Consider the following 19,096-nt stretch of genomic DNA (forward strand, 5'->3'; position numbering starts at 1 on the left):
AAACGCCGAACCGCTCTATCTTTTTTGTTTTGACGCAATTCCACACACTTTTCCTGGAATTGCTCTAGCCGCGCTTGAGCGGCTTGGCCTGCTTGAAAAAATCCTCCCAGGGATCGGCTTGCCCAAGCCGCTTCAGCGTCGTCTTGTCGCCTATCGGAAAGGCGTTCGGCGGCAATCCGGCCTCGATTTCCGCCCAGGTCACCGGCATTGATACCGTGGCGCCTTTCTTGGCGCGCGACGAATAGGGCGCGACCGTGGTCGCGCCACGGCCATTGCGCAGATAATCGACGAATATCCTGCCGGTGCGCGCCTTCTTCGACAACGTCGCCGTGTAGCGGTCGGGTGCGGCTTGCTCGAGCGCTCGGGCGAACTCATGGGCGAAGCCTTTGACCTCGTCCCAGTCCGCCGACGGCTTCAGCGGGACGAGGACATGATAGCCCTTGCCGCCCGAGGTCTTGACGAAATTAGGCAGGGACAGTTCGTCGAGCCGGCTGCGGATATCGAGCGCCGCGGCAAGCACCGCCTTCACGTCGACACCCTCGTCGGGATCGAGATCGAAGATGATCTGGTCTGGTTTTTCCAGCTCGTCCGTGGTCGAGCCCCAGATGTGGATCTCGACGACGCCAAGTTGAACGAGGGCCACGACACCGTCGAAATCGCGGATGAACAATATCTCCTCGCCGTCGGTGGGATCCTTCATCACGGCGATCTTGTCGTGCATGCCGGCCGAGGCATGCTTCTGGAAGAACCGTTGGCCGCCAACACCGTCCGGCGCCCGCACGAGGCTGAGCGGCCGGTTGATGACGAATTGCTTCATGCGCGGCCAGACCAGCGCGTAGTGATCGACCAGATCCTGCTTCGATACGTTCTCCTCGGGCCACAGAAGCTTGTCGGGGCGGGACAGCGTAACCGAGGTGTTCGCCGTGGCCACGGGTTTGGCGGGCTTTGGCTTCGACTCTGCCGGGGCTGAGCGTGCTTTCGGTTTCTCCTGCACGACTTCCTCCGCCGGCTTGTCCTCGCGCAATCCCTGGAACGACGCGTGGCGTATTATACGGTCCGACGTCCAACTGCGAAACTCCACTTCGCCGACAAGTTCGGGCTTGACCCAGACCAGCCCCTTACCCCTTGGCACCGCCCTGTCGAAGGGCGAGGTTGTCGTCTTCAGCGCATCAAGCCTCTTCTTCAGCTCGTTGGTGCTTTTGGCCGTGAAGCCGGTGCCGACGCGGCCGGCATAGCGCAGCTTGCCGCCCTCGTGATAGCCGACCAGCAGCGAGCGCAGGCCGCGCCCGGTCTTGTCCGACGGCATGTAGCCGCCGATGACGAATTCCTGGCGCGCCGTACATTTCGACTTCACCCAGGACGGGACCCGGCCGCTGCGGTAGGGCGCGTCGGCGCGCTTGGAGACGACGCCTTCGAGCCCCAGCCGGCAAGCATGCTCCAGCATGATCTTGCCGGGCTCGGCAAAGTGGTCGCTGAAGCGCACGGCCTGATCCTCAGTCTGTCCGGCGAGCAAAGTGCGCAGCCTTTCCTTGCGCTCGACCAGCGGCTCGGAACGGATATCCTCACCGTTAAGACGCAGCAGGTCGAAAACGTAGTAGATGAAACGATCCGTGCGGCCCGCCGACAGATCTTGCTGCAGCAGTGAGAATGACGACACGCCATTATCCGCCAGCACGACGATTTCGCCGTCGATGATAGCATCGGTGCATTTCAGGCGGCCAAGTGCCGCGACAATTGCGCCACCGAATTTGTCGGTCCAGTCGAGGCCGGCGCGTGTCAAAAGCCGCACCTCGGTGCCGGCAAGCTGCGCCTGCATGCGATAGCCGTCGAACTTCACCTCATGCAGCCAGTCCTTGCCGGGCGGGGCGTCCCGCTCCAGCGTTGCGAGCGCCGGTTCGATGAATTCGAGCCGCCTTGCGGCGACGGCCTTCGCTTTGCTGGCGGCCGGCCTGTCGGACTGCCAGACGCTTGGCTTCTTGCCATCGGCGGTCTTGCCTTCGCCGACCTCCTCGATGGTCAGGCCGGATTTCACCGATTGCGGCGCCTCCTGCAAAATGTCCTCGCCCGGACGCGCGGCGGCATCGTCGGATTTGATCAGCAACCAGTTGTCACGCTTTTCGCCCGGACGCGGCTTCAGCCGCACCAGATGCCAGGCGCCATGCAATTTGTGGCCATGCAGTTCGAAACTGATATGGCCTTTCTTCATCGCTTTTGCCGGGTCGCCATCGGGGACCCAAGTTCCCTCGTCCCAGACAATGACCGAGCCGCCGCCATATTGGTCCTTCGGGATAGTGCCTTCAAACGGCGCATAGTCGATCGGGTGGTCCTCGACATGCACGGCGAGCCGCTTTTCGTGCGGGTCGACGCTCGGGCCCCGCGTCACTGCCCAGCTCCACAGCACGCCGCCATGCTCGAGGCGAAGGTCGTAGTGGAGCCTGGTGGCGGCATGCTTGTGGATGACGAAGATGCCACCTGGCTCGGCTTTCTTGCCGCGCGAAACCTTGCCGGCCGGTTCGGTGGTCTTCTTGAAATTGCGCTTGGCGTGATACTGCTCGAGGCTGACCATGGTCTGATCCTAAGCAGATTTGCGCCGAGCGGCTTTGGACTTGGCGCCCTTTGCCGGGCGTCCGCCCTTTGCCGGCGCACCGGCTTCCGACGAAAGGCTCTTCTTCAGTGCATCGAAGAGATTGACGACATTGGAGGGCCGTGGTTCCGCCTTTGTCTTCGGTGCCTTCCTGCCGGCCTTCTTGGCGCGGACCAGCTCGATCAGGGCGTTTTCGTATTTGTCCTCGAATTCGGAAGGATCGAACTTCGCCTGTTTCTCATCGACGATGTGTTCGGCCAGCCTGATCATCTCGGCGTCGGTCTTCACCGGCTTGATGTCGCCGAACACCATCTCGGGCCTGCGAACCGTATCGCCATAGCGCAGGGTCGTCAGCAGCAGACCCTTGCCCAACGGCTCGATGACCACCGGACGTTCGCGGCGATAGAGCACGATACGGGCCAGCCCCGCCGTCTTCTTGGCGGCCATGGCGTCGCGGATGACGGCGAAGGCCTCTTCCGAGACCTCGTCCGCAGGCGTCACATAATAGGGCGTATCGAGATAGATCTGCTGGATCGAGGATTTTTCGATGAAACCATCGAGGCTCATCGTGTGCGAGGATTCAATCTGCACGGCTTCGATCTCCTCCTCCTCGATTTGGACGAAGTCGCCGTCGCCGATCTCGTGGCCCTTGATCTCGTCGCCTTCATCGAGCGGCTTGCCGTTGGCCGAATCGACATAGACGCGCTTGACGGTATTGCCGGTCTTGCGGTTGAGCACGCGGAACGAGACTTTCTCCGCCTGGGTGACGACATTGGTCAGTTCGACGGCGCAAGTGACCAGCGAAAGCTTGAGATATCCTCTCCAGGCGGGGCGCGGCGCCATGACAAACTCCCTGCGCGACAAGGTTCAACCGAGAGCGGCGTTCAACCGAGAACGGCCAAAGCCCGTTCCGGTTCCGGCGGCGCAAAAGGCAAGTCCGGGCTTTCGGCCCGGCCTTGCCCTGAACTCAATTCTCTATCGCTGCCCTACTCGGCGGCCTGCAGGTTGATCTTGCTTTCCGCTATCTCGGTAAGCTTGCGGTCGGTCGCCTGCTCCTCCTTGAGATTGTTGGCCAGCACATTGGCGCAGTCGCTGCGGCCCAGTTGCTTGGCCCAGGCAATCAAGGTGCCGTAACGGGTCATCTCATAATGCTCGACCGCCTGGGCCGAGGCGATCAGCGCAGCGTCGAGGACCTCCTTGTCGGCGATGTCGCCGCTGATGTCGTCGGCCTCTTCGAGAATGCCGTCGATGGCCGGGCAGTCGACCTGCTTGGCCTTCACGCCGTGCAGTTCGAACACCTGCTCGACACGCTCGATATGACCCTTGGTCTGGGCGAGATGTTTCTCAAAGCCGGCTTTCAGCTGCGGATCACTCGCCTTGTCGATCATCTTCGGCAGCGATTTCTCGATTTGTTTTTCAGCATAATAGATGTCGCGCAGCGTGTGCACGAACAGGTCATCGAGTGTTTTGATATCCTTCGAAAAGAAGCCCATGGCCTTTGCCTTTCCATTGCTCTTGCAGTTTCGGATTTTTGGCTGCGGCCCAACCCGAGCACCACAGCCTGCGGAACCGGTTCGTCCCGGCACTGGGAAATCAACGTGCGGCTGACGGGCGGGTTCCTGGTTTTCCGGCCGCGCGCACGGAAATTTCGCGGTCCAGCAAAAAGCTGAAACAAAACCGCGCCTCAGCGACATTCAGGCGAAACATATGTGATGCAAAAGTCACACTGGGCGAAATGCCGACGGACTGCATGGAAACACCGCGAATCAGCCGCATTCCAGCCATGAACGAAGGCATTTTCGACCAGAGATTAACATCGCGTTCACCGACTATTCACGCCTGGACGCTATGATCCCCGCAATTCGGAAGGGACATCCGAAACGGGACAGGGACCGAGTAAAATGAGCTTCTGGAATCACATCGCCGGCTATGCTGCCGCCATCCGCGAATTCGTCGCACCGACCTATCGGCCCGAGCGCTATTACATGCGCGGCCCAGGCCCCGCCTGCGCGCGCCGTGGCAACACGCTTGGGATCAGCGTGCACTGATGATGAGCATGGAGAGCCGTCACGACAGCCGGATATGCCGGCCCGACGCCGACAATCGGTCAACGACCTATCGCGCCGAGCGCCCTGCGCTGACCGACAGACGGCGTGCGACAACGCCAAGCCTTCAGCAGTCCGGGCTTTGATCCAGCCGCCGGCAGGTTTAGTGTCGCCTGACACCAGCTGCCGGGCGTCACGTGATCGTCAAGCCGAACCATTCTCCTGAGCCGCCAGAATTCGAATCACGCGGCCCGTTGATCGTGTTCGACGGTATTTGCGTGTTGTGCTCGGGCTTTGTGCGCATGGTGGTGAAGCTAGACCGCAAGGGCCGCTTCCATTTCGCAACGGCGCAGTCGCCCTTCGGCGAGATGCTGTTCAAGAAATACGGGCTGCGAACGGATCGCTACCAGACCAATCTCGTCATCGTCGATGGCACCGCTTTCACCCGCCTGGATAGTTTCGTTGCCGTCATGGCCGAACTCGGCTGGCCGTGGCGGGCGGCGCGGATCCTGCTGCTGTTGCCGCGCCCGCTTCGCGACTGGCTCTACGACCGCATCGCAAAGAACCGCTACGCCCTGTTCGGCAAGAAGGACAGTTGTGAAATCCCTTCCGCCGAGGTGAGGGCAAGGTTGATCGGCTAGGCTCACCGCCGTGGCCGGGAGCGGCGCGGGGCATTTTGGGGGAACTGCGGATGAAGGTTCTTGTCGTCGGCGGCTATGGCACCTTTGGCGGTCGCACCGTCGAGCTTTTGGAGGGCGAACCGCGTCTGATCCTCTTCGTCGCCGGGCGCTCGCTTGCCAAAGCTGACGCTTATTGCAACAGGCGTGCGCCGACAGCAGCCCGGCTGCAGCCGGCCCTGTTCGACCGTGACGGCGATCTCGCCGCGCAACTCGCTGCATTTGAGCCTGATATTGTAGTCGACGCGAGCGGCCCGTTCCAGGCGTATGGCGAGGGACGCTATCGCCTGATCGAGGCCTGCATCGCCCGGCGCATCAACTATCTCGATCTAGCCGACGGCTCGGATTTCGTCGCCGGCGTCTCTGCGTTCGACGAGGCGGCGCGAAATGCAGGGGTTTTCGTGCTGTCCGGCGTCTCGAGCTTTCCGGTGCTGACGGCCGCGGTGTGCGCCGCCTGTCGTCGGACCTGACGCGGGTCGACGGCATTCGCGGCGGCATCGCGCCGTCGCCCTTTGCCGGTGTCGGCGGAAACGTCATTCACGCTATCGCCGGTTATGCTGGTCAGCCGGTGCGGCTTGTTCGCAATGGCCGTCCGGAACAAGGCCGTCCGTTCACCGAACAACTGCGCTACACCATCGCGCCGCCGGGCCGGCTGCCGCTTCGATACACGCTGTTTTCGCTTGTCGACGTTCCCGACCTGCGCGCCTTGGCCGAGCTTTGGCCGGAGGCGAGGACCATCTGGATGGGAGCCGTACCCGAGTTGCTGCACCGCGCCCTGATCTGCCTCGCCTGGCTGGTGCGCGCCGGATTGATCGGTTCGCTTTTGCCGCTGGCGCCGCTGATGCATCAGGCAACGAACCGGCTGCGCTGGGGCGAGCATCGCGGCGGCATGTTCGTCGAGGTGGAGGGATCTGACCGGGCTGGCGCCATCGTCAAGCGCTCGTGGCATCTCTTGGCCGAGGGCAATGATGGGCCGCTGATCCCGTCGATGGCGGTCGAAGCGCTGGTCCGCAAAGCGCTGGCCGGACATCAGCCCGCGCCGGGCGCACGGGCGGCGGTGCGCGATTTGGAGCTCCGGGATTATGAAGCGCTGTTCGCCGGCAAGACAATCTACACCGGGTTCAGGAATGAGCCCGCTGACAGGGACAAGTCGCTTTATGCCGTCTTGCTCGGCGACGCCTGGCATGGCCTGCCCCGGGAAATCCGCGCCATGCACGATTGCACAACAATGGCGGCAGGCCGCGCGCGCGTCGAACGCGGGCGCAATGTTCTTGGCCGGCTAATGGCCCGGATGGTCGGCTTCCCCGGGGCAAGCGAGGACATCCCGGTTCATGTCCGCTTCGACACCGAGAAGGACGGCGAGACCTGGACGCGGACATTCGGCAAGCACAGTTTTTCGAGCCTACAGTTCGCAGGCCAGGGTCGATCGCAGCGCCTGCTGTGCGAACGCTTCGGCCCGCTGACCTTCGCGATGGCGCTGGTTGCCGAGGACGGCCGGCTGGCGCTGGTCTTGCGCCGCTGGAGCTTTTTTGGCCTGCCGCTGCCGATGTGGCTCGGTCCACGCTCGACTTCCTACGAAACGGTGGAGGATGGCCGCTTCCGCTTCCACGTCGAGATCTCGCATCCACTTGCCGGCATGATCGCCTGCTACCGCGGCTGGCTGGAGCCCTCCGGCCCGCACGGCTCCAGCGAGATCGTGTCGCCTGCCAGCTTAGCCAGTTCGCGGCAGTCCTGCGCCGTGCACAGCGTCCAACCCTGACCCGTAGCGCCCGACGCGGCGAGCACGAGGCGCCGCTGTGGCCCGACCTTGGGCGCATAGACCCACCAGCCGTTTCTCAGCACCGAGCCTTGCGGCGGCTCCATCCCGGCGCCCGATCCCTTGATGCGGGCCTCGACCAGCTGCAGGCCGGACGGCAGCACCTTCCAGTCTTCCTGCCACTGGGTCTTCTCCACCGAATGCACCCAGGAGAGCGTGAAGGCAGCGACCGCGAGCGTCACCGTCTTGCCGGCCGCGGCTATGCAGAGGCTCATGCCGAGTTGGCCAGCGAAGCCTGCCGCGCACGCCAGCAGTGCCAGCCGATCCAGGCGAGGGACAGCGCCCAGCCCGCCTCGTCGGTAAGCGGCAGCGCCGCAACCAGCAGCACGCCGGCGGCGAAGGCGACGAGGCGTTCCCACCAGGCCATGCGCCGGGCCAGAAATCCGACGGCAGCGGCGCCCCACAGGACGATGCCCATGCAGGCTTTGATGACGATATAAGCGACCTCGACGGGATAGCCGAACTGGGCGGCGATCGGGCCGGGGTCCTGCAGCATCAGCGCCGGGGTATAGACCGCCATGAACGGCACAACGAAGCCGGCAATGGCAAGCTTGGTGGCCTGGATGCCGATCTTGAGGCCGCTTTCCTTTGCCATGGGTGCGGCGGCGAAGGCGGCCAGCGCCACAGGCGGGGTGAGATCGGCCATGATGCCGAAATAGAAGACGAACATATGGCTGACCACCAACGGCACGCCGAGCGACAGCAGCGCCGGCCCGGCCAGCGACGAAGTGATGATGTAGTTGGGAATGGTCGGTATGCCCATGCCGAGCACCAGGCAGGTCAGCATGGTCAAAAGCAGCGACAGGAACAGATTGTTCTCGCCGATCGAGATGATCCAGCCGATGAAGGTCGAGGCGATGCCGGTAAGCGTCAACGTGCCGATGACGATGCCGACGATGGCGCAGGCAATGCCGACCGGCAGCGCGTTCTTTGCTCCCTCCGCAAGGGAATCGATGCATATGCGCAGCGTCTCGCGCCCGCCCTTGAAGGTGAGGCAGGCGACGACCAGCACGGCGATGACCAGGCTGAGGATGTCGACGCCGAATTTCATGAAGGAAGCCGCGGCAAGCCCGAGCGCCAGCCAGAAGACGATGCGGAAGGCGAGCGGCCCGATCGATGCTGCCAGCGGCGTGCCGAGAATAAGCACGATGGTCAACGCCAGGCCCATGGTGCCGGCGAACACCGGTGTGTAGCCGGCAAACAGCAGGTAGATCAGTGCTGCGAGCGGCAGTACCAGCGGCCAGTGCTGTCTCACCGCATCCCACGGATTGGGCAGGTCGGTCCTGGCCATGCCGTGCAGTCCGGCCTTGCCTGCCTCCAGGTGTACCTGCCAGAAACAGGCGCCGAAATAGAGCAGCGCCGGAATGATCGCCGCCTTGACCACCGCGGCATAGGGGATGTTCAGGGTCTCGGCCATGATAAAGGCAACCGCTCCCATCACCGGCGGCATGATCTGGCCGCCCATCGACGAGGTCGCCTCGACGGCGCCGGCGAAAGCCGAGCGGAAACCGAAGCGCTTCATCAGCGGGATGGTGAACTGGCCGCTGGCCACCACATTGGCGACGCCGGAGCCGGAAATGGTGCCCATCAGCGCCGAGGACAGCACACAGACCTGCGCCGGGCCGCCGCGCCATGAGCCGACCAGGCCAAGCGCAAAATCGTTGAACAGCGCGATCATGCCGGCGCGTTCAAGAAAGGCGGCGAAGACGACGAAGATGAAGATGTAGGCGGCCGAGACATAGACCGGCGTGCCGTAGATGCCTTCGGTGCCATAGGCGAAGGTGTCGACGAGCTGGGCGAAATCATAGCCGCGATGGATGAAAGGCGGCGGCAGATGATTGCCGGCAAATGCGTAGGCGAGAAAGATGAAGGCAATGACGGCGAGCGGCAGCCCCATCAATCGCCGCGCCGCCTCGAAGACCAGCACGACCAGCACCGCGCCGACGATCAGGTCAGGCGTGGTGAGAAAGCCGGAGCGGCGGATGAGGTCGGCATAGAACACCCAATTGTACAGACCGATGGCGAAGCCGAGCACGCCGAGCGTCCAGAACACTGCTTTCGCCGGGACGCTTTTGGCGCGCAGATTGGCGATTAGGGCAAAGCCGAGCAGCAGCAGGAAGCCGACATGCATGGCGCGTACGACCTGGCTCGGCAGGCTGCCATAGGCGGCGATGTAGATCTGGAAGATGGAGAAGGCGATGGCGATAAAAAAAGCCGCCTTGCCGGCGATGCCTTCGCCGAACCCCGGCGGCAATCCTTCGACAGGAGCTTCCGCTGTGGGGGAAAGAACGGTCGGGGTTGCGGTCATTGGCGGGGTTCCTGGCGGGGCGCTCCCCTCCCCGAGGGAGGGTGCGGAGCGAGGCGAGGCTCCTTACTTCACCAATCCCTTTTCCTTGTAATACCTCTCGGCGCCTGGATGCAGCGGCACCGGCATGCCGTCGAGCGCCTTGGCGGGGTCGATCGCCTTGGCGGCGGCGTGGGCAGCGGTGAGCTGGTCGAGATGCTCGAACAGCAATTTGGTCATCTGGTAGGCGGTCTCGTCAGGGACATCGGCGCTGGTGATCAGGAAATTGCCGACGGCGGCGGTCGCGACATCCTCGGTCTGGCCCTCATAGGTGCCCTTGGGGATGACCACGGAAAGATAGGGCGAGCCGATCTTGGCGACGTCCTCCGCCGGCACGGCAACGATGTTTACCGGCACCGAGGTGGCGAGGTCACGGATCGATGCGACCCCAAGGCCCGCCGACTGCAGCGTGGCGTCGAGCTGGCGGTTCTTGATCAACTCTACGGATTCGGCAAAGGGCAGATATTCGATCCGCCCGAGGTCTTCGTATTTCAGCCCGGCAGCGGCGAAAATGGTGCGGGCGTTGAGCTCGGTGCCTGAGGCCGGCGCGCCGACCGAAAGGCTCTTGCCCTTGAGATCGGCGAGCGTCTTGATGCCGGATTCCTTGCTGGCGACGATCTGGATATAATTGGGATAGATGGCCGCAATGCCGCGCAGCTTGTCGAGCTTGCCTGGGAAGCCTGCTTCGGTATTGCCTTCGGCGGCCAGCTTGACGGAATCGCCGAGTGCAAAGGCGATCTCGCCCTTGCCCTGCTGCAGCAAGTTGAGGTTTTCGACCGACGCTTTCGTCGCCTGCACCTGGGTGCGCGCGCCTTCGATGCCCTTGCCGTAGATTTCCGACAGCGCCACGCCGAGCGGATAGTAGACACCCGACGTGCCGCCGGTCAGCACGTTGATGAATTCCTGTGCCTTGACCGATACCGCGCCAAGGCCAAGCGACAGCGCTATCGCGCCGGCGGCAACGAACTTCGTCCTGAAATTGAGCATTCGGTTTCCTCCCTGAAGTATCTGCCGCACTCTCCTCGTCAGCGCGATCCGGGACGAGTTTAGAGAGCGGACGGGAAATGCCAACCCGCAATTGTCGCCGTTAGACGAACGGTTGAGCTTGCGTGAAATGCCATGGGAGCCGAAAGATTTTTGCAGCGCGTGTCGAAATCGGGCGAGGCCACGCGACATACGTTCGGCCCGCAACGGAGCGGCCTTCGAGAAAAACGGGAGAAGACCATGCGATACATGCTTTTGATCTATGCGAACGAAGCCGCGATGGCGGTCGCGCCGACGGAGAAGACCTACGAAATCAGCGCAGCCTATGGAGCCTATACCGAGGCGTTGAAGAAATCCGGAGCGTGGCTGGCCGGCGACCGGTTGAAGCCGACCCAGACCGCCACCACGGTGCGGATGGCCAACGGCAAGACCAATGTGCTCGACGGTCCCTATGCCGACACCAAGGAGCAGCTCGCCGGCTTCTACATGATCGAGGCTGAGGACGCCGACGCAGCAATTGCCTGGGCGGCTCGCTGCCCCGGTGCCAGCACCGGCACGATCGAGGTGCGGCCGATCTGGGAAATGACCGAGTACCCATCCCAGAAGTGACCGTGTGATGAACAGTCGTCCGGAGATCGCGCGGGCGGCGGCGGAAGCGGCCGCCCGGCAAAGCTACGGCAAGCTGGTCGCGTATCTCGCCGCGCGCACACGCGACGTGGCCGCTGCCGAGGACGCCTTGGCAGATGCCTTTGCAGCGGCGCTCGAGCGTTGGCCACAGGCGGGCGTGCCCGACAAGCCGGAAGCCTGGCTGCTGGCGGTGGCACGCAAGCGCCGCGTCGACGCGGTCAGACGACGACTGACAAGCGAGGCGGCCCGCGACCACCTTAGGCTGATCGCCGAGGAGATGGAGGCACGCATGGTCGACGAAGACCTGCCGGACGAGCGGCTCCGGCTGATGTTCGCCTGCGCCCATCCGGCGATCGAGGCCGGCGTCCGCGCGCCGCTGATCCTGCAGACGGTCCTGGGCTTCGACGCAGCGACGATCGCCTCGGCTTTCCTTGTCTCGCCAGCCACGATGAGCCAGCGCCTGGTGCGCGCCAAGACGCGAATTCGCGAGACAGGCATTCCGTTCCGCGTGCCGGAGCGGGCCGAACTCGGCGAGCGGCTGGGCACCGTTCTGGAAGCAATCTACGCGGCGTTTGCCGAAGGCTGGTCCGACCCGGCCGGCACCGAAACGCGGCGCCGCAATCTCGCGACAGAAGCCATCTGGCTCGGCCGTCTGATGGCCACGCTGATGCCGGACGAGCCGGAGGCGCTCGGCCTTTTGGCGCTGATGCTGTTCGCCGAAGCGCGGCGCGCGGCGCGGCGCAATGCGGCGGGCGATTATGTGCCGCTGGCCGAGCAGGATCTTGCACTGTGGGACGATACACTGATCGATGAAGCAGAGACGCTGCTCGGGCGCGCCGCGGCCAAGGGCGTTGTCGGCCGCTACCAGCTTGAGGCCGCCGTGCAGTCCGCCCATGCGACAAGACGGCTGACCGGCGGCACCGACTGGGTCGCGATCAAGGAGCTCTATGACGCGCTGTCAGTGATTGCCGGCTCGCCGGTGGTTTCGATCAACCGTGCGGTGGCCATTGCCGAGGCCGAAGGTGCTTCGGCAGGATTGGGCGCCCTTGATCAACTCAGCGGCGATAAGCGGCTGTATGACTATCAACCTTACTGGGCCGCCCGCGCGGGCCTGCTGGCCAGGCTCGGCAAAGTTCCGCAGGCGAGCGAGGCCTATGACCGGGCCATCGGCCTCGAACGCGATCCAGCCGTGCGCCGGTTCCTGCAGGAACGACGGGCAGAGCTCGGCCGCGCGGAAAAAGACTGAGACAAGGCGGAGTGCTCAGGCCGGCCACATGTCGTGGGAAGCATTCAGCCTCTTCATCACCCGATGTTCCCGCAAATTGGCCCACAGGCGTTCGATGTTCGGCCAAGCGGTTGGAACCTTCGCGACCTCCGGATGCCAGGCCACCAACATGACGAGTAGATGTCGGCCAGCGAGAGTTGGTCGCCGGCCAGCCAGTCGCGGCCGTCGAGGGCGGCATCGAGAATGGCGAAGCTGCGATCCATTTCCGAGACCGCCGCCTGTTTGAGGGCGTCCACGCCACCGGCGTCGGCCGTGTAGCGATGCGCGTAGAAGAACCGCAGGTTGGCTGGATAGATGACGGAGGACATGAAAAACATCCAGCGCAGGAAATCCGCACGGTCAGGCGAACTTGCCGCGGGCGCCAGTCCTGCTTCCGGGTGGCGCTCGGCCAGCAGGATGCAGATCGCCGCGGATTCGGTCATCGAGCGTCCGTCCGGCAAGATCAGGACCGGCACCTGGTTCAAGGGGCTGATATCAAGAAAGGCCTGATCGAGGCGGCCCTTCGGAACGTCGATCTGGTGGAAAGGCACGCCTGCCAAAGCGAGCGCCGCCTCGACAACAAAGCCGCCGGTATTGGCACGCGTATAGAGCTTGTACATGAAATCCTCCGCCAGCCGGCATAGGGCCGGTGGCGATTTGAACCGGAAGCACCACCCTGCTCAAGCGAGCGACGGCCGCCACAGGTGTTTTTTCAGCGGTCCAGCGAGCTGCGATCTAGACCCTGGGCGTTGTTATTGGAACCTGTCGCGAGATGAAGTGTCGAGGACTTACGCACCCAGCCCTTCGAACAGGATCGTCGACAGATAGCGTTCGGCGAAGGATGGAATGACGACCACCAGGTTCTTGCCCTTGTTCTCCGGCCGCGAGCCGACGACGATCGCCGCTTGCAGGGCGGCACCCGACGAAATGCCGACCGGCACACCTTCGAGCCGAGCGACGAGCCGTGCATTGGCAACCGAATCCTCGTTCGAGACCTTGACGATCTCGTCGTAGATCGTCGTGTCGAGGATTTTTGGCGCGAAGCCGGCGCCAATGCCCTGGATCTTGTGCGGGCCTGGCTGGCCGCCCGACAGCACCGGCGAGGCTTCCGGTTCGACGGCGACGACATGCACCGAGGGCTTGCGCTTCTTCAGCACCTGGCCGACGCCGGTGATGGTGCCGCCGGTCCCGATGCCGGCAACGAAGATATCGACTTCGCCATGGGTGTCGTTCCAGATTTCCTCGGCCGTGGTGCGGCGATGGATTTCCGGATTGGCGGGGTTTTCGAATTGCTGCGGAATGACGGCGTCGGGCAGTGTTGCCGCCAGCTCGTCGGCCTTGGCGATGGCCCCCTTCATGCCTTTCGGCCCTTCGGTCAGCACCAGCTCGGCACCGAGCAGCGCCAGCATCTTGCGGCGTTCGACGGACATGGTTTCCGGCATGGTCAGAATCAGCTTATAGCCCTTGGCGGCGGCGGCAAAGGCGAGCGCGATGCCGGTATTGCCCGAGGTCGGCTCGATCAGCGTGGTCTTGCCGGGCGTAATCCTGCCCGAAGCCTCCAATGCCTCGATCATCGACACGCCGATGCGGTCCTTGACGGAGGCGATCGGGTTGAAGAATTCGAGCTTGGCCAGCAGATTGGCGACGACACCCTTCTCCCTGGCGAATTTATCCAGTCGCACCAGCGGCGTGTCGCCGATCGTCTCGGTGATCGAATTGTAGATGCGGCCGCGGCCGGGCACGTGTGTGTGGGTGGCGGGCTTGTTCATTGGTTTTCCTCCCAGAGGTCAAGCGGCAAGAGCCGGGCGGGCATAGGATAGAGCCATCCACCGCGCAAGATAGGCACGTTCGAAAAATATCCGGGTGACGGTCGTGCTGAATACCGGCGCCTTGCAGGGCGTTGGGCGGATTGGCGAAGAGATCTACTGGCGGGCGGCAATTGCCGCCGCCGCACCGACCATGAAGCCGGCGGCGGTGCGGTTGAGTGCCCTCAGCGCCCGCGGCGACTTCAGGAACCAGCGCGCCTTGGCCGCCAGCGCCAGATAGGGCACCAGCACCACGAGCAGAACGATGATAGTGAGCGCGACCAGGATGCCGTAATCGGCCAGTGTGATCGTCTTCAGATCGACGATGGTCGGGGTGATGGCGAGATAGAAGATCATCGTCTTCGGATTGCCGAGTGTGACGGCGAGACCGGCTACAAAGCTGGATGCCAAGCCGCCTTTGCCTTTCTTCGCCTCTACCGTTTCGGGCGTGATGCCGCTCGTCCAGAAACGCCAGCCAAGAAAAGCGAGGTAGGCGACGCCCAGCCATTTGATGGCCAGGAAGACCATGCCGAACGTCTGTGCGACGAAAGCCAGGCCGAGCACCACGGCAGTCAAATAGGTCAGGTCGCCGAGCATCAGCCCGAACGACATGGCCAGCGACGAGCGGAAGCCGGAACCCAGCGCACGCGCAACAAGCGCGGTGACGCCTGGGCCGGGGATGGCTGCGGCGATGCCGAGGGCGGCGCTATAGGCGAGGAACCCGGTGAGCGTCATGGTTCGCGCTTGTCGCACAATGTTGAAGTTGGGTGAATTCCCTCGGGCCGAATTCGATTGCGCCAGCGCAGCAGGCGACGCCGCCGTTCAGGAGCGGCCGTCTTCGTAGGTAACGCGCCAGATGGTGCCGTTACCGTCCTCGGTGACGATCAGGGAACCGTCCTTGGCCATGGCGACACCGACCGGGCGGCCCCAGACGGCGTCGTTCGAGATGACGAAGCCGGTCATGAAGTCCTCATACTCGCCGGTCGGCTTGCCATCCCTGAATTTGAGCCTCACCACCTTGTAGCCGGTCCTGGCGCCACGGTTCCACGAACCATGCATGGTGACGAAAGCATCCCCCCGGTAATCCGCCGGAAAGTTCTTGCCGTCGTAGAAGGCTATGTTCATCGGCGCCGAATGCGCCTGCATCAATACATCGGGGACAGTGGCCTTGCCGGCGAGGTCTGGCCGCTCGCCCTGATGGCGCGGATCCTCGTGGTTGCCGATGTAGTACCAAGGCCAACCATAGAACGCACCGTCCTTGACTTCAGTTGCAAACTCGAACGGCACATTGTCGCCGAGCTCGTCGCGCTCGTTGACGACGCACCACAACGCGCCGCTGGCGGGCTGCACCGTCATGCCCGTACAGTTGCGCAGGCCGGTGGCGACAGTTCGGGGATTTTTCCCGTCCGGGTCAAAGGCGAGCACATCGGCACGGCCGTCCTCGGGGCCCCAGGCCGCCCCGAGCGGCTTTGATTTCGCCCAGGCGTCGAGGCCGCCATCCGGCTGCTTGTCCATGTCCTCGGCGACATTCGAGTCCGAGCCAACCGATAAAAAAAGCGTCTTGCCGTCAAGCGAGAAGGCGATGTCGCGGGTCGAGTGACCGCCCGACGGGATTTTGGCGACAATGGTTTCTGGTTTACCGGACGCCTTCAGGTCACCGTCGCGATAGGGGAAGCGGACGATGCTGTCGCTGTTTGCGACATAGACCCATTGCGGCTTGCCGCCTGGCGGATAGAAGGCGATGCCGTATGGATAGTTGAGGCCTTGGGCGAAAATCGCTTTCTCGATGGGTTTGGCGCGGCCCTCGGCCAGACGGTAGACGCGTATTTGGTCGGCATGGCCGTTTGCGATGAACAGGTCGCCGTTCGGAGCGATGCGAACGACGCGCGGATTATAGAGTCCGGAGGCGATCATTTCGGCCGAAAAGCCCGGCGGCAATTCTGGCTCGGCGCTTTCGGGCCGTTCCGCCACGCCGCCGCCGTTCGAAGCGGATTGAGCGGGGTCGGCTGCCGGCATGTCTTGCGGCCCGATCAGGCGGCGGACGCCAGGCCTGTCGGCGTGCCAATCGCCAAAAGCGGCTTCGCCTTTGAGCACCTTTTGATCCGCCTGCTGGGCGGCTGCCGGTGTCGCGACAAGGAGGGCAGCGGCAACGGCCGCAAAGCCGCCAGATCGGATCATTAACGTCCTCCGAGGTTTGCCTCGAAGAGGGCAAACGGGATCAGGCATTGGTCGTTCCAAGCGGTGGTCCAGCACACGAGGATTTGAAGCCGAACCCCGTTCAGTTGCCAGAGGCGTAGAAGTCGTCGTCGAGTCGCTTTTCCAGCGCGACCAGATCGGCCGGCAGCGGCAGGCCCATGGCCCGCATCTCTTGCAGCTTCTCACGCAACTGCTCTTGCACCTCGTGGTGATCCTCAGGCTGATTGACCATTTCCTCGAGCAGCAGGCTGATCTGGGCCTTGAACGATTCCAGCGCCATTCTTTTTCTCCTTGCGGCAGGCCGCGGCGGCTCCTAGCGCAGCATGCGCGAAATCAGCTGCGCGGTATAGTCGACCATCGGTACTATGCGCGCATAATTCAGCCGCGTCGGCCCGATGACGCCGAGCGCACCGACGACGCGCGCGTCCTTGTCGCGATAGGGTGCCACCACCAGCGAGGAGCCCGACAGCGAAAACAGCTTGTTTTCCGAACCGATGAATATGCGCACCCCCGGGCCTTCCTCGGCGAGGTCGAGGAGCTGGATCAGTCCATCCTGCGTCTCCAGATCCTCGAACAGATGCCGCAGCAATTCTATGTCGGCCTGGGCGGTGACGTTTTCCAGGAGATTGGCGCGGCCGCGCACGATAAGCCGCCCAGGCACCCCGCTTTCGGCGCCTGCCCAGACCGCCAGGCCCTTCTCGACCAGATCCTGCGACAGCGTGTCGAGGGCTGCCCTGGTCTCTTCCTTGATGCGGGCGATCTCGACCCGGGCCTCGGCCAGGGTGCGGCCGCGGATATGGGCGTTGAGGAAGTTGGAGGCTTCGTGCAATTGCGAGACGGTGATGCCGGCGGGCAGATCGATGACGCGATTTTCGACGTCGCCGTTCTGCGAGACCAGCACGGCCAGCGCCTTGGTCGGCTCGAGCTGGATGAATTCGATGTGCTTCAGCGCCGCCTCATTTTTGGCGGCGAGCACGAGGCCGGCGCCGCGCGACATGCCGGACAGCATCTGGCTGGCCTCGGTCAGCATATGCTCCAGCGTCGCGCCCGAGCCGGAGGCGCGCACCTGCGCCTCGATGGTGCGGCGCTCCTCGTCGGAGAGGTCGCCGAGTTCCATGAATGCATCGACGAAGAAGCGCAAGCCGGCCTGGGTCGGCAGCCGGCCAGCCGAGATGTGCGGCGCGTAGATCAGGCCGAGATGCTCGAGGTCGCTCATCACGTTGCGGATGGTGGCCGGCGACAGCGATGACGGCAGGATGCGCGACAGGCTGCGCGAACCGACCGGCTCGCCATCCTTCAAATAGGAATCGACGATGCGCCGGAAGATGTCGCGCGAACGCATATCGAGCGATTGAAGCGCGGGCGGTTGAAGTGCCGGCGACGAGAGCAATGGCGACTGCGAACCGGGATCGACTACCTTGGTCATTCGAGCCAGAAACCTCCGGTCCGAAGATATAGACTTCCGCGGCGTCGGCGCAACCGGTCCATTTTCCTTTGCGCCTCACGCCCCGTGCGGCTACAAGCCGGCCAAGATTCCCCGGCCAAGATTCCGAAGAAAGAAAGAAGCCTGAATGCGCCCTTCCAAACGCCAATTCGACGAAATGCGCCCCATCTCCTTCGAGCGCGGCGTCTCCAAGCATGCGGAAGGCTCGTGCCTGGTGAAGTTCGGCGACACGCATGTGCTGTGTACGGCCAGCCTGGAGGAAAAGGTGCCGGGCTGGATGCGCAACTCCGGCAAGGGCTGGGTGACGGCGGAATACGGCATGCTGCCGCGTTCGACCGGCGAGCGCATGCGCCGCGAGGCTTCGGCCGGCAAACAAGGCGGCCGCACGCTGGAGATCCAGCGGCTGATCGGCCGCTCCCTGCGCGCCGTGGTCGATCTGCAGGCGCTCGGTGAGCAGCAGATCACCGTCGACTGCGACGTGATCCAGGCCGACGGCGGCACGCGCACCGCTTCGATCACCGGCGGCTGGGTGGCGCTCTACGACTGCCTGCGCTGGATGGAAGCCCGCCAGATGGCGAGCCTGGGCAAGGTGCTTAAGGATCACGTCGCGGCGATCTCCTGCGGCATCCATGATGGCCAGCCGGTCATCGATCTCGACTATATCGAGGATTCCTCGGCCGGCACCGACGCCAATTTCGTCATGACCGGCAAGGGCGGCATCGTCGAGATCCAGGGCACAGCCGAGGGCGAGCCGTTCTCGGAAGAGCAGTTCGCGGCGCTGATGGAGCTCGCCAAGAAAGGCATTCAGCGCCTGGTCAGCTTGCAGCAGATGGCGGTGGCTTAGCTGCGGTCAATATTGGAGAGATTGGCGATCCTGTGACTCCTTCCGCAATCCTGGAATCAGCACTCTACGTGACGGACCTTGCTGCCGCGGAACGGTTCTATTCGGGCGTCCTCGGGCTCGATCTGCTCGGTAAGGTCGATGGCAGGCATCTCTTCTTCCGCTGCGGCGACGGCGTGCTGCTTATCTTCAATGCCGAGGCGACCAAAGTGCCGCCGCGGGCCGACGCCAAGCTGCCCGTGCCGCCGCATGGCACGGTCGGCGAGGGCCATCTTTGCTTCGCCGCAAGCGCGGATGAAATCCCACGCTGGAAAGCGCATCTTGAGGCGAAGAAAATCGCCATCGAAAGTGAGTTCGAATGGCCTCAGGGCGGTCGCTCGATCTATATTCGCGACCCCTCGGGCAATTCGATCGAATTCGCCGAGCCAAGAATTTGGGGCATCTGATGCATTCGCCGCCTGTTCATTCA

The 19,096-nt window shown here is 63.6% G+C and carries 19 protein-coding genes and 1 pseudogene; 8 read left to right on the plus strand and 12 right to left on the minus strand.

Annotation, left to right across the window (positions count from 1 at the left end):
• Positions 1-64 precede the first annotated feature (64 nt).
• The 3 genes from ligD to NKJ12_RS02295 form a co-directional block, all read right to left on the minus strand.
• Positions 65-2,566 (minus strand): DNA ligase D, encoded by a 2,502-nt coding sequence (gene ligD, locus NKJ12_RS02285; protein ID WP_352701130.1) that lies wholly within the window; start codon positions 2,564-2,566, stop codon positions 65-67.
• 9 nt (positions 2,567-2,575) lie between these two features.
• Entirely contained in the window at positions 2,576-3,427 is an 852-nt protein-coding gene (gene ku, locus NKJ12_RS02290) for a non-homologous end joining protein Ku (RefSeq protein ID WP_352701131.1), read from the minus strand.
• A gap of 143 nt (positions 3,428-3,570) precedes the next feature.
• Entirely contained in the window at positions 3,571-4,077 is a 507-nt protein-coding gene (locus NKJ12_RS02295) for a YciE/YciF ferroxidase family protein (protein WP_352701132.1), read from the minus strand.
• Between the two features lie 408 nt (positions 4,078-4,485).
• On the opposite strand from NKJ12_RS02295, the gene NKJ12_RS02300 reads away from it, so the two are divergent.
• From NKJ12_RS02300 to NKJ12_RS02315, 4 genes are all read left to right on the plus strand, one after another.
• A complete protein-coding gene (locus NKJ12_RS02300) occupies positions 4,486-4,632 on the plus strand; it encodes a hypothetical protein (protein ID WP_254818015.1) in 147 nt (48 codons plus the stop codon).
• A gap of 257 nt (positions 4,633-4,889) precedes the next feature.
• Entirely contained in the window at positions 4,890-5,270 is a 381-nt protein-coding gene (locus tag NKJ12_RS02305; protein ID WP_352701133.1) for a thiol-disulfide oxidoreductase DCC family protein, read from the plus strand.
• A gap of 50 nt (positions 5,271-5,320) precedes the next feature.
• The gene (locus NKJ12_RS02310) at positions 5,321-5,776 is read left to right on the plus strand and encodes a saccharopine dehydrogenase NADP-binding domain-containing protein (protein WP_352701134.1); all 456 of its coding nucleotides are present in this window, start codon (positions 5,321-5,323) and stop codon (positions 5,774-5,776) included.
• Positions 5,752-7,065: a saccharopine dehydrogenase family protein gene (locus NKJ12_RS02315; protein WP_352701135.1), complete on the plus strand. Its 1,314-nt coding sequence runs from the start codon at positions 5,752-5,754 to the stop codon at positions 7,063-7,065. Before NKJ12_RS02310 ends, NKJ12_RS02315 begins: the two co-directional genes overlap by 25 nt.
• Here the strand turns inward: NKJ12_RS02315 and NKJ12_RS02320 are convergent.
• From NKJ12_RS02320 to NKJ12_RS02330, 3 genes are all read right to left on the minus strand, one after another.
• On the minus strand, positions 6,954-7,337 hold the full coding sequence (locus NKJ12_RS02320) for a DUF1850 domain-containing protein (RefSeq protein WP_352476825.1): 384 nt from the start codon (positions 7,335-7,337) through the stop codon (positions 6,954-6,956). The genes NKJ12_RS02315 and NKJ12_RS02320 overlap by 112 nt on opposite strands.
• Positions 7,334-9,430 carry a TRAP transporter permease gene (locus NKJ12_RS02325; RefSeq protein WP_352701137.1) on the minus strand — a complete coding sequence of 699 codons (2,097 nt, stop codon included), beginning with the start codon at positions 9,428-9,430 and terminating at the stop codon, positions 7,334-7,336. Before NKJ12_RS02325 ends, NKJ12_RS02320 begins: the two co-directional genes overlap by 4 nt.
• A 63-nt stretch (positions 9,431-9,493) precedes the next feature.
• Positions 9,494-10,453, minus strand: a complete 960-nt coding sequence (locus NKJ12_RS02330; RefSeq protein ID WP_254818012.1) for a TAXI family TRAP transporter solute-binding subunit — start codon at positions 10,451-10,453, stop codon at positions 9,494-9,496.
• 237 nt (positions 10,454-10,690) lie between these two features.
• Between NKJ12_RS02330 and NKJ12_RS02335 the strand changes: the two genes are divergently transcribed.
• Entirely contained in the window at positions 10,691-11,059 is a 369-nt protein-coding gene (locus NKJ12_RS02335; protein ID WP_352689791.1) for a YciI family protein, read from the plus strand.
• Between the two features lie 7 nt (positions 11,060-11,066).
• Positions 11,067-12,323: an RNA polymerase sigma factor gene (locus NKJ12_RS02340; RefSeq protein ID WP_352689792.1), complete on the plus strand. Its 1,257-nt coding sequence runs from the start codon at positions 11,067-11,069 to the stop codon at positions 12,321-12,323.
• Positions 12,324-12,338: 15 nt separating this feature from the next.
• Here NKJ12_RS02340 and NKJ12_RS02345 read toward each other — a convergent pair.
• The 6 genes and pseudogenes from NKJ12_RS02345 to hrcA all read right to left on the minus strand — a co-directional run bounded on the left by NKJ12_RS02345 (position 12,339) and on the right by hrcA (position 17,768).
• Positions 12,339-12,961: pseudogene (locus NKJ12_RS02345) on the minus strand (glutathione S-transferase family protein).
• Between the two features lie 168 nt (positions 12,962-13,129).
• A complete protein-coding gene (gene cysK / locus NKJ12_RS02350) occupies positions 13,130-14,110 on the minus strand; it encodes a cysteine synthase A (RefSeq protein ID WP_352689794.1) in 981 nt (326 codons plus the stop codon).
• 153 nt (positions 14,111-14,263) lie between these two features.
• Positions 14,264-14,881: a LysE family translocator gene (locus tag NKJ12_RS02355; RefSeq protein ID WP_352689795.1), complete on the minus strand. Its 618-nt coding sequence runs from the start codon at positions 14,879-14,881 to the stop codon at positions 14,264-14,266.
• Positions 14,882-14,968: 87 nt separating this feature from the next.
• Positions 14,969-16,324 carry a PQQ-dependent sugar dehydrogenase gene (locus NKJ12_RS02360; protein WP_352689796.1) on the minus strand — a complete coding sequence of 452 codons (1,356 nt, stop codon included), beginning with the start codon at positions 16,322-16,324 and terminating at the stop codon, positions 14,969-14,971.
• A gap of 100 nt (positions 16,325-16,424) precedes the next feature.
• Positions 16,425-16,622, minus strand: coding sequence for a hypothetical protein (locus NKJ12_RS02365; protein ID WP_352648472.1), 198 nt, complete (start codon positions 16,620-16,622; stop codon positions 16,425-16,427).
• 33 nt (positions 16,623-16,655) lie between these two features.
• The gene (gene hrcA, locus NKJ12_RS02370) at positions 16,656-17,768 is read right to left on the minus strand and encodes a heat-inducible transcriptional repressor HrcA (RefSeq protein WP_352648474.1); all 1,113 of its coding nucleotides are present in this window, start codon (positions 17,766-17,768) and stop codon (positions 16,656-16,658) included.
• 145 nt (positions 17,769-17,913) lie between these two features.
• On the opposite strand from hrcA, the gene rph reads away from it, so the two are divergent.
• Positions 17,914-18,630, plus strand: a complete 717-nt coding sequence (gene rph / locus NKJ12_RS02375; RefSeq protein ID WP_352491199.1) for a ribonuclease PH — start codon at positions 17,914-17,916, stop codon at positions 18,628-18,630.
• 32 nt (positions 18,631-18,662) lie between these two features.
• Positions 18,663-19,073 carry a VOC family protein gene (locus tag NKJ12_RS02380; RefSeq protein ID WP_254818002.1) on the plus strand — a complete coding sequence of 137 codons (411 nt, stop codon included), beginning with the start codon at positions 18,663-18,665 and terminating at the stop codon, positions 19,071-19,073.
• Positions 19,074-19,096: the final 23 nt, after the last annotated feature.

The sequence above is a fragment of the Mesorhizobium sp. M0195 genome (genome assembly GCF_040322115.1).
Classification (GTDB): Bacteria; Pseudomonadota; Alphaproteobacteria; order Rhizobiales; family Rhizobiaceae; genus Mesorhizobium.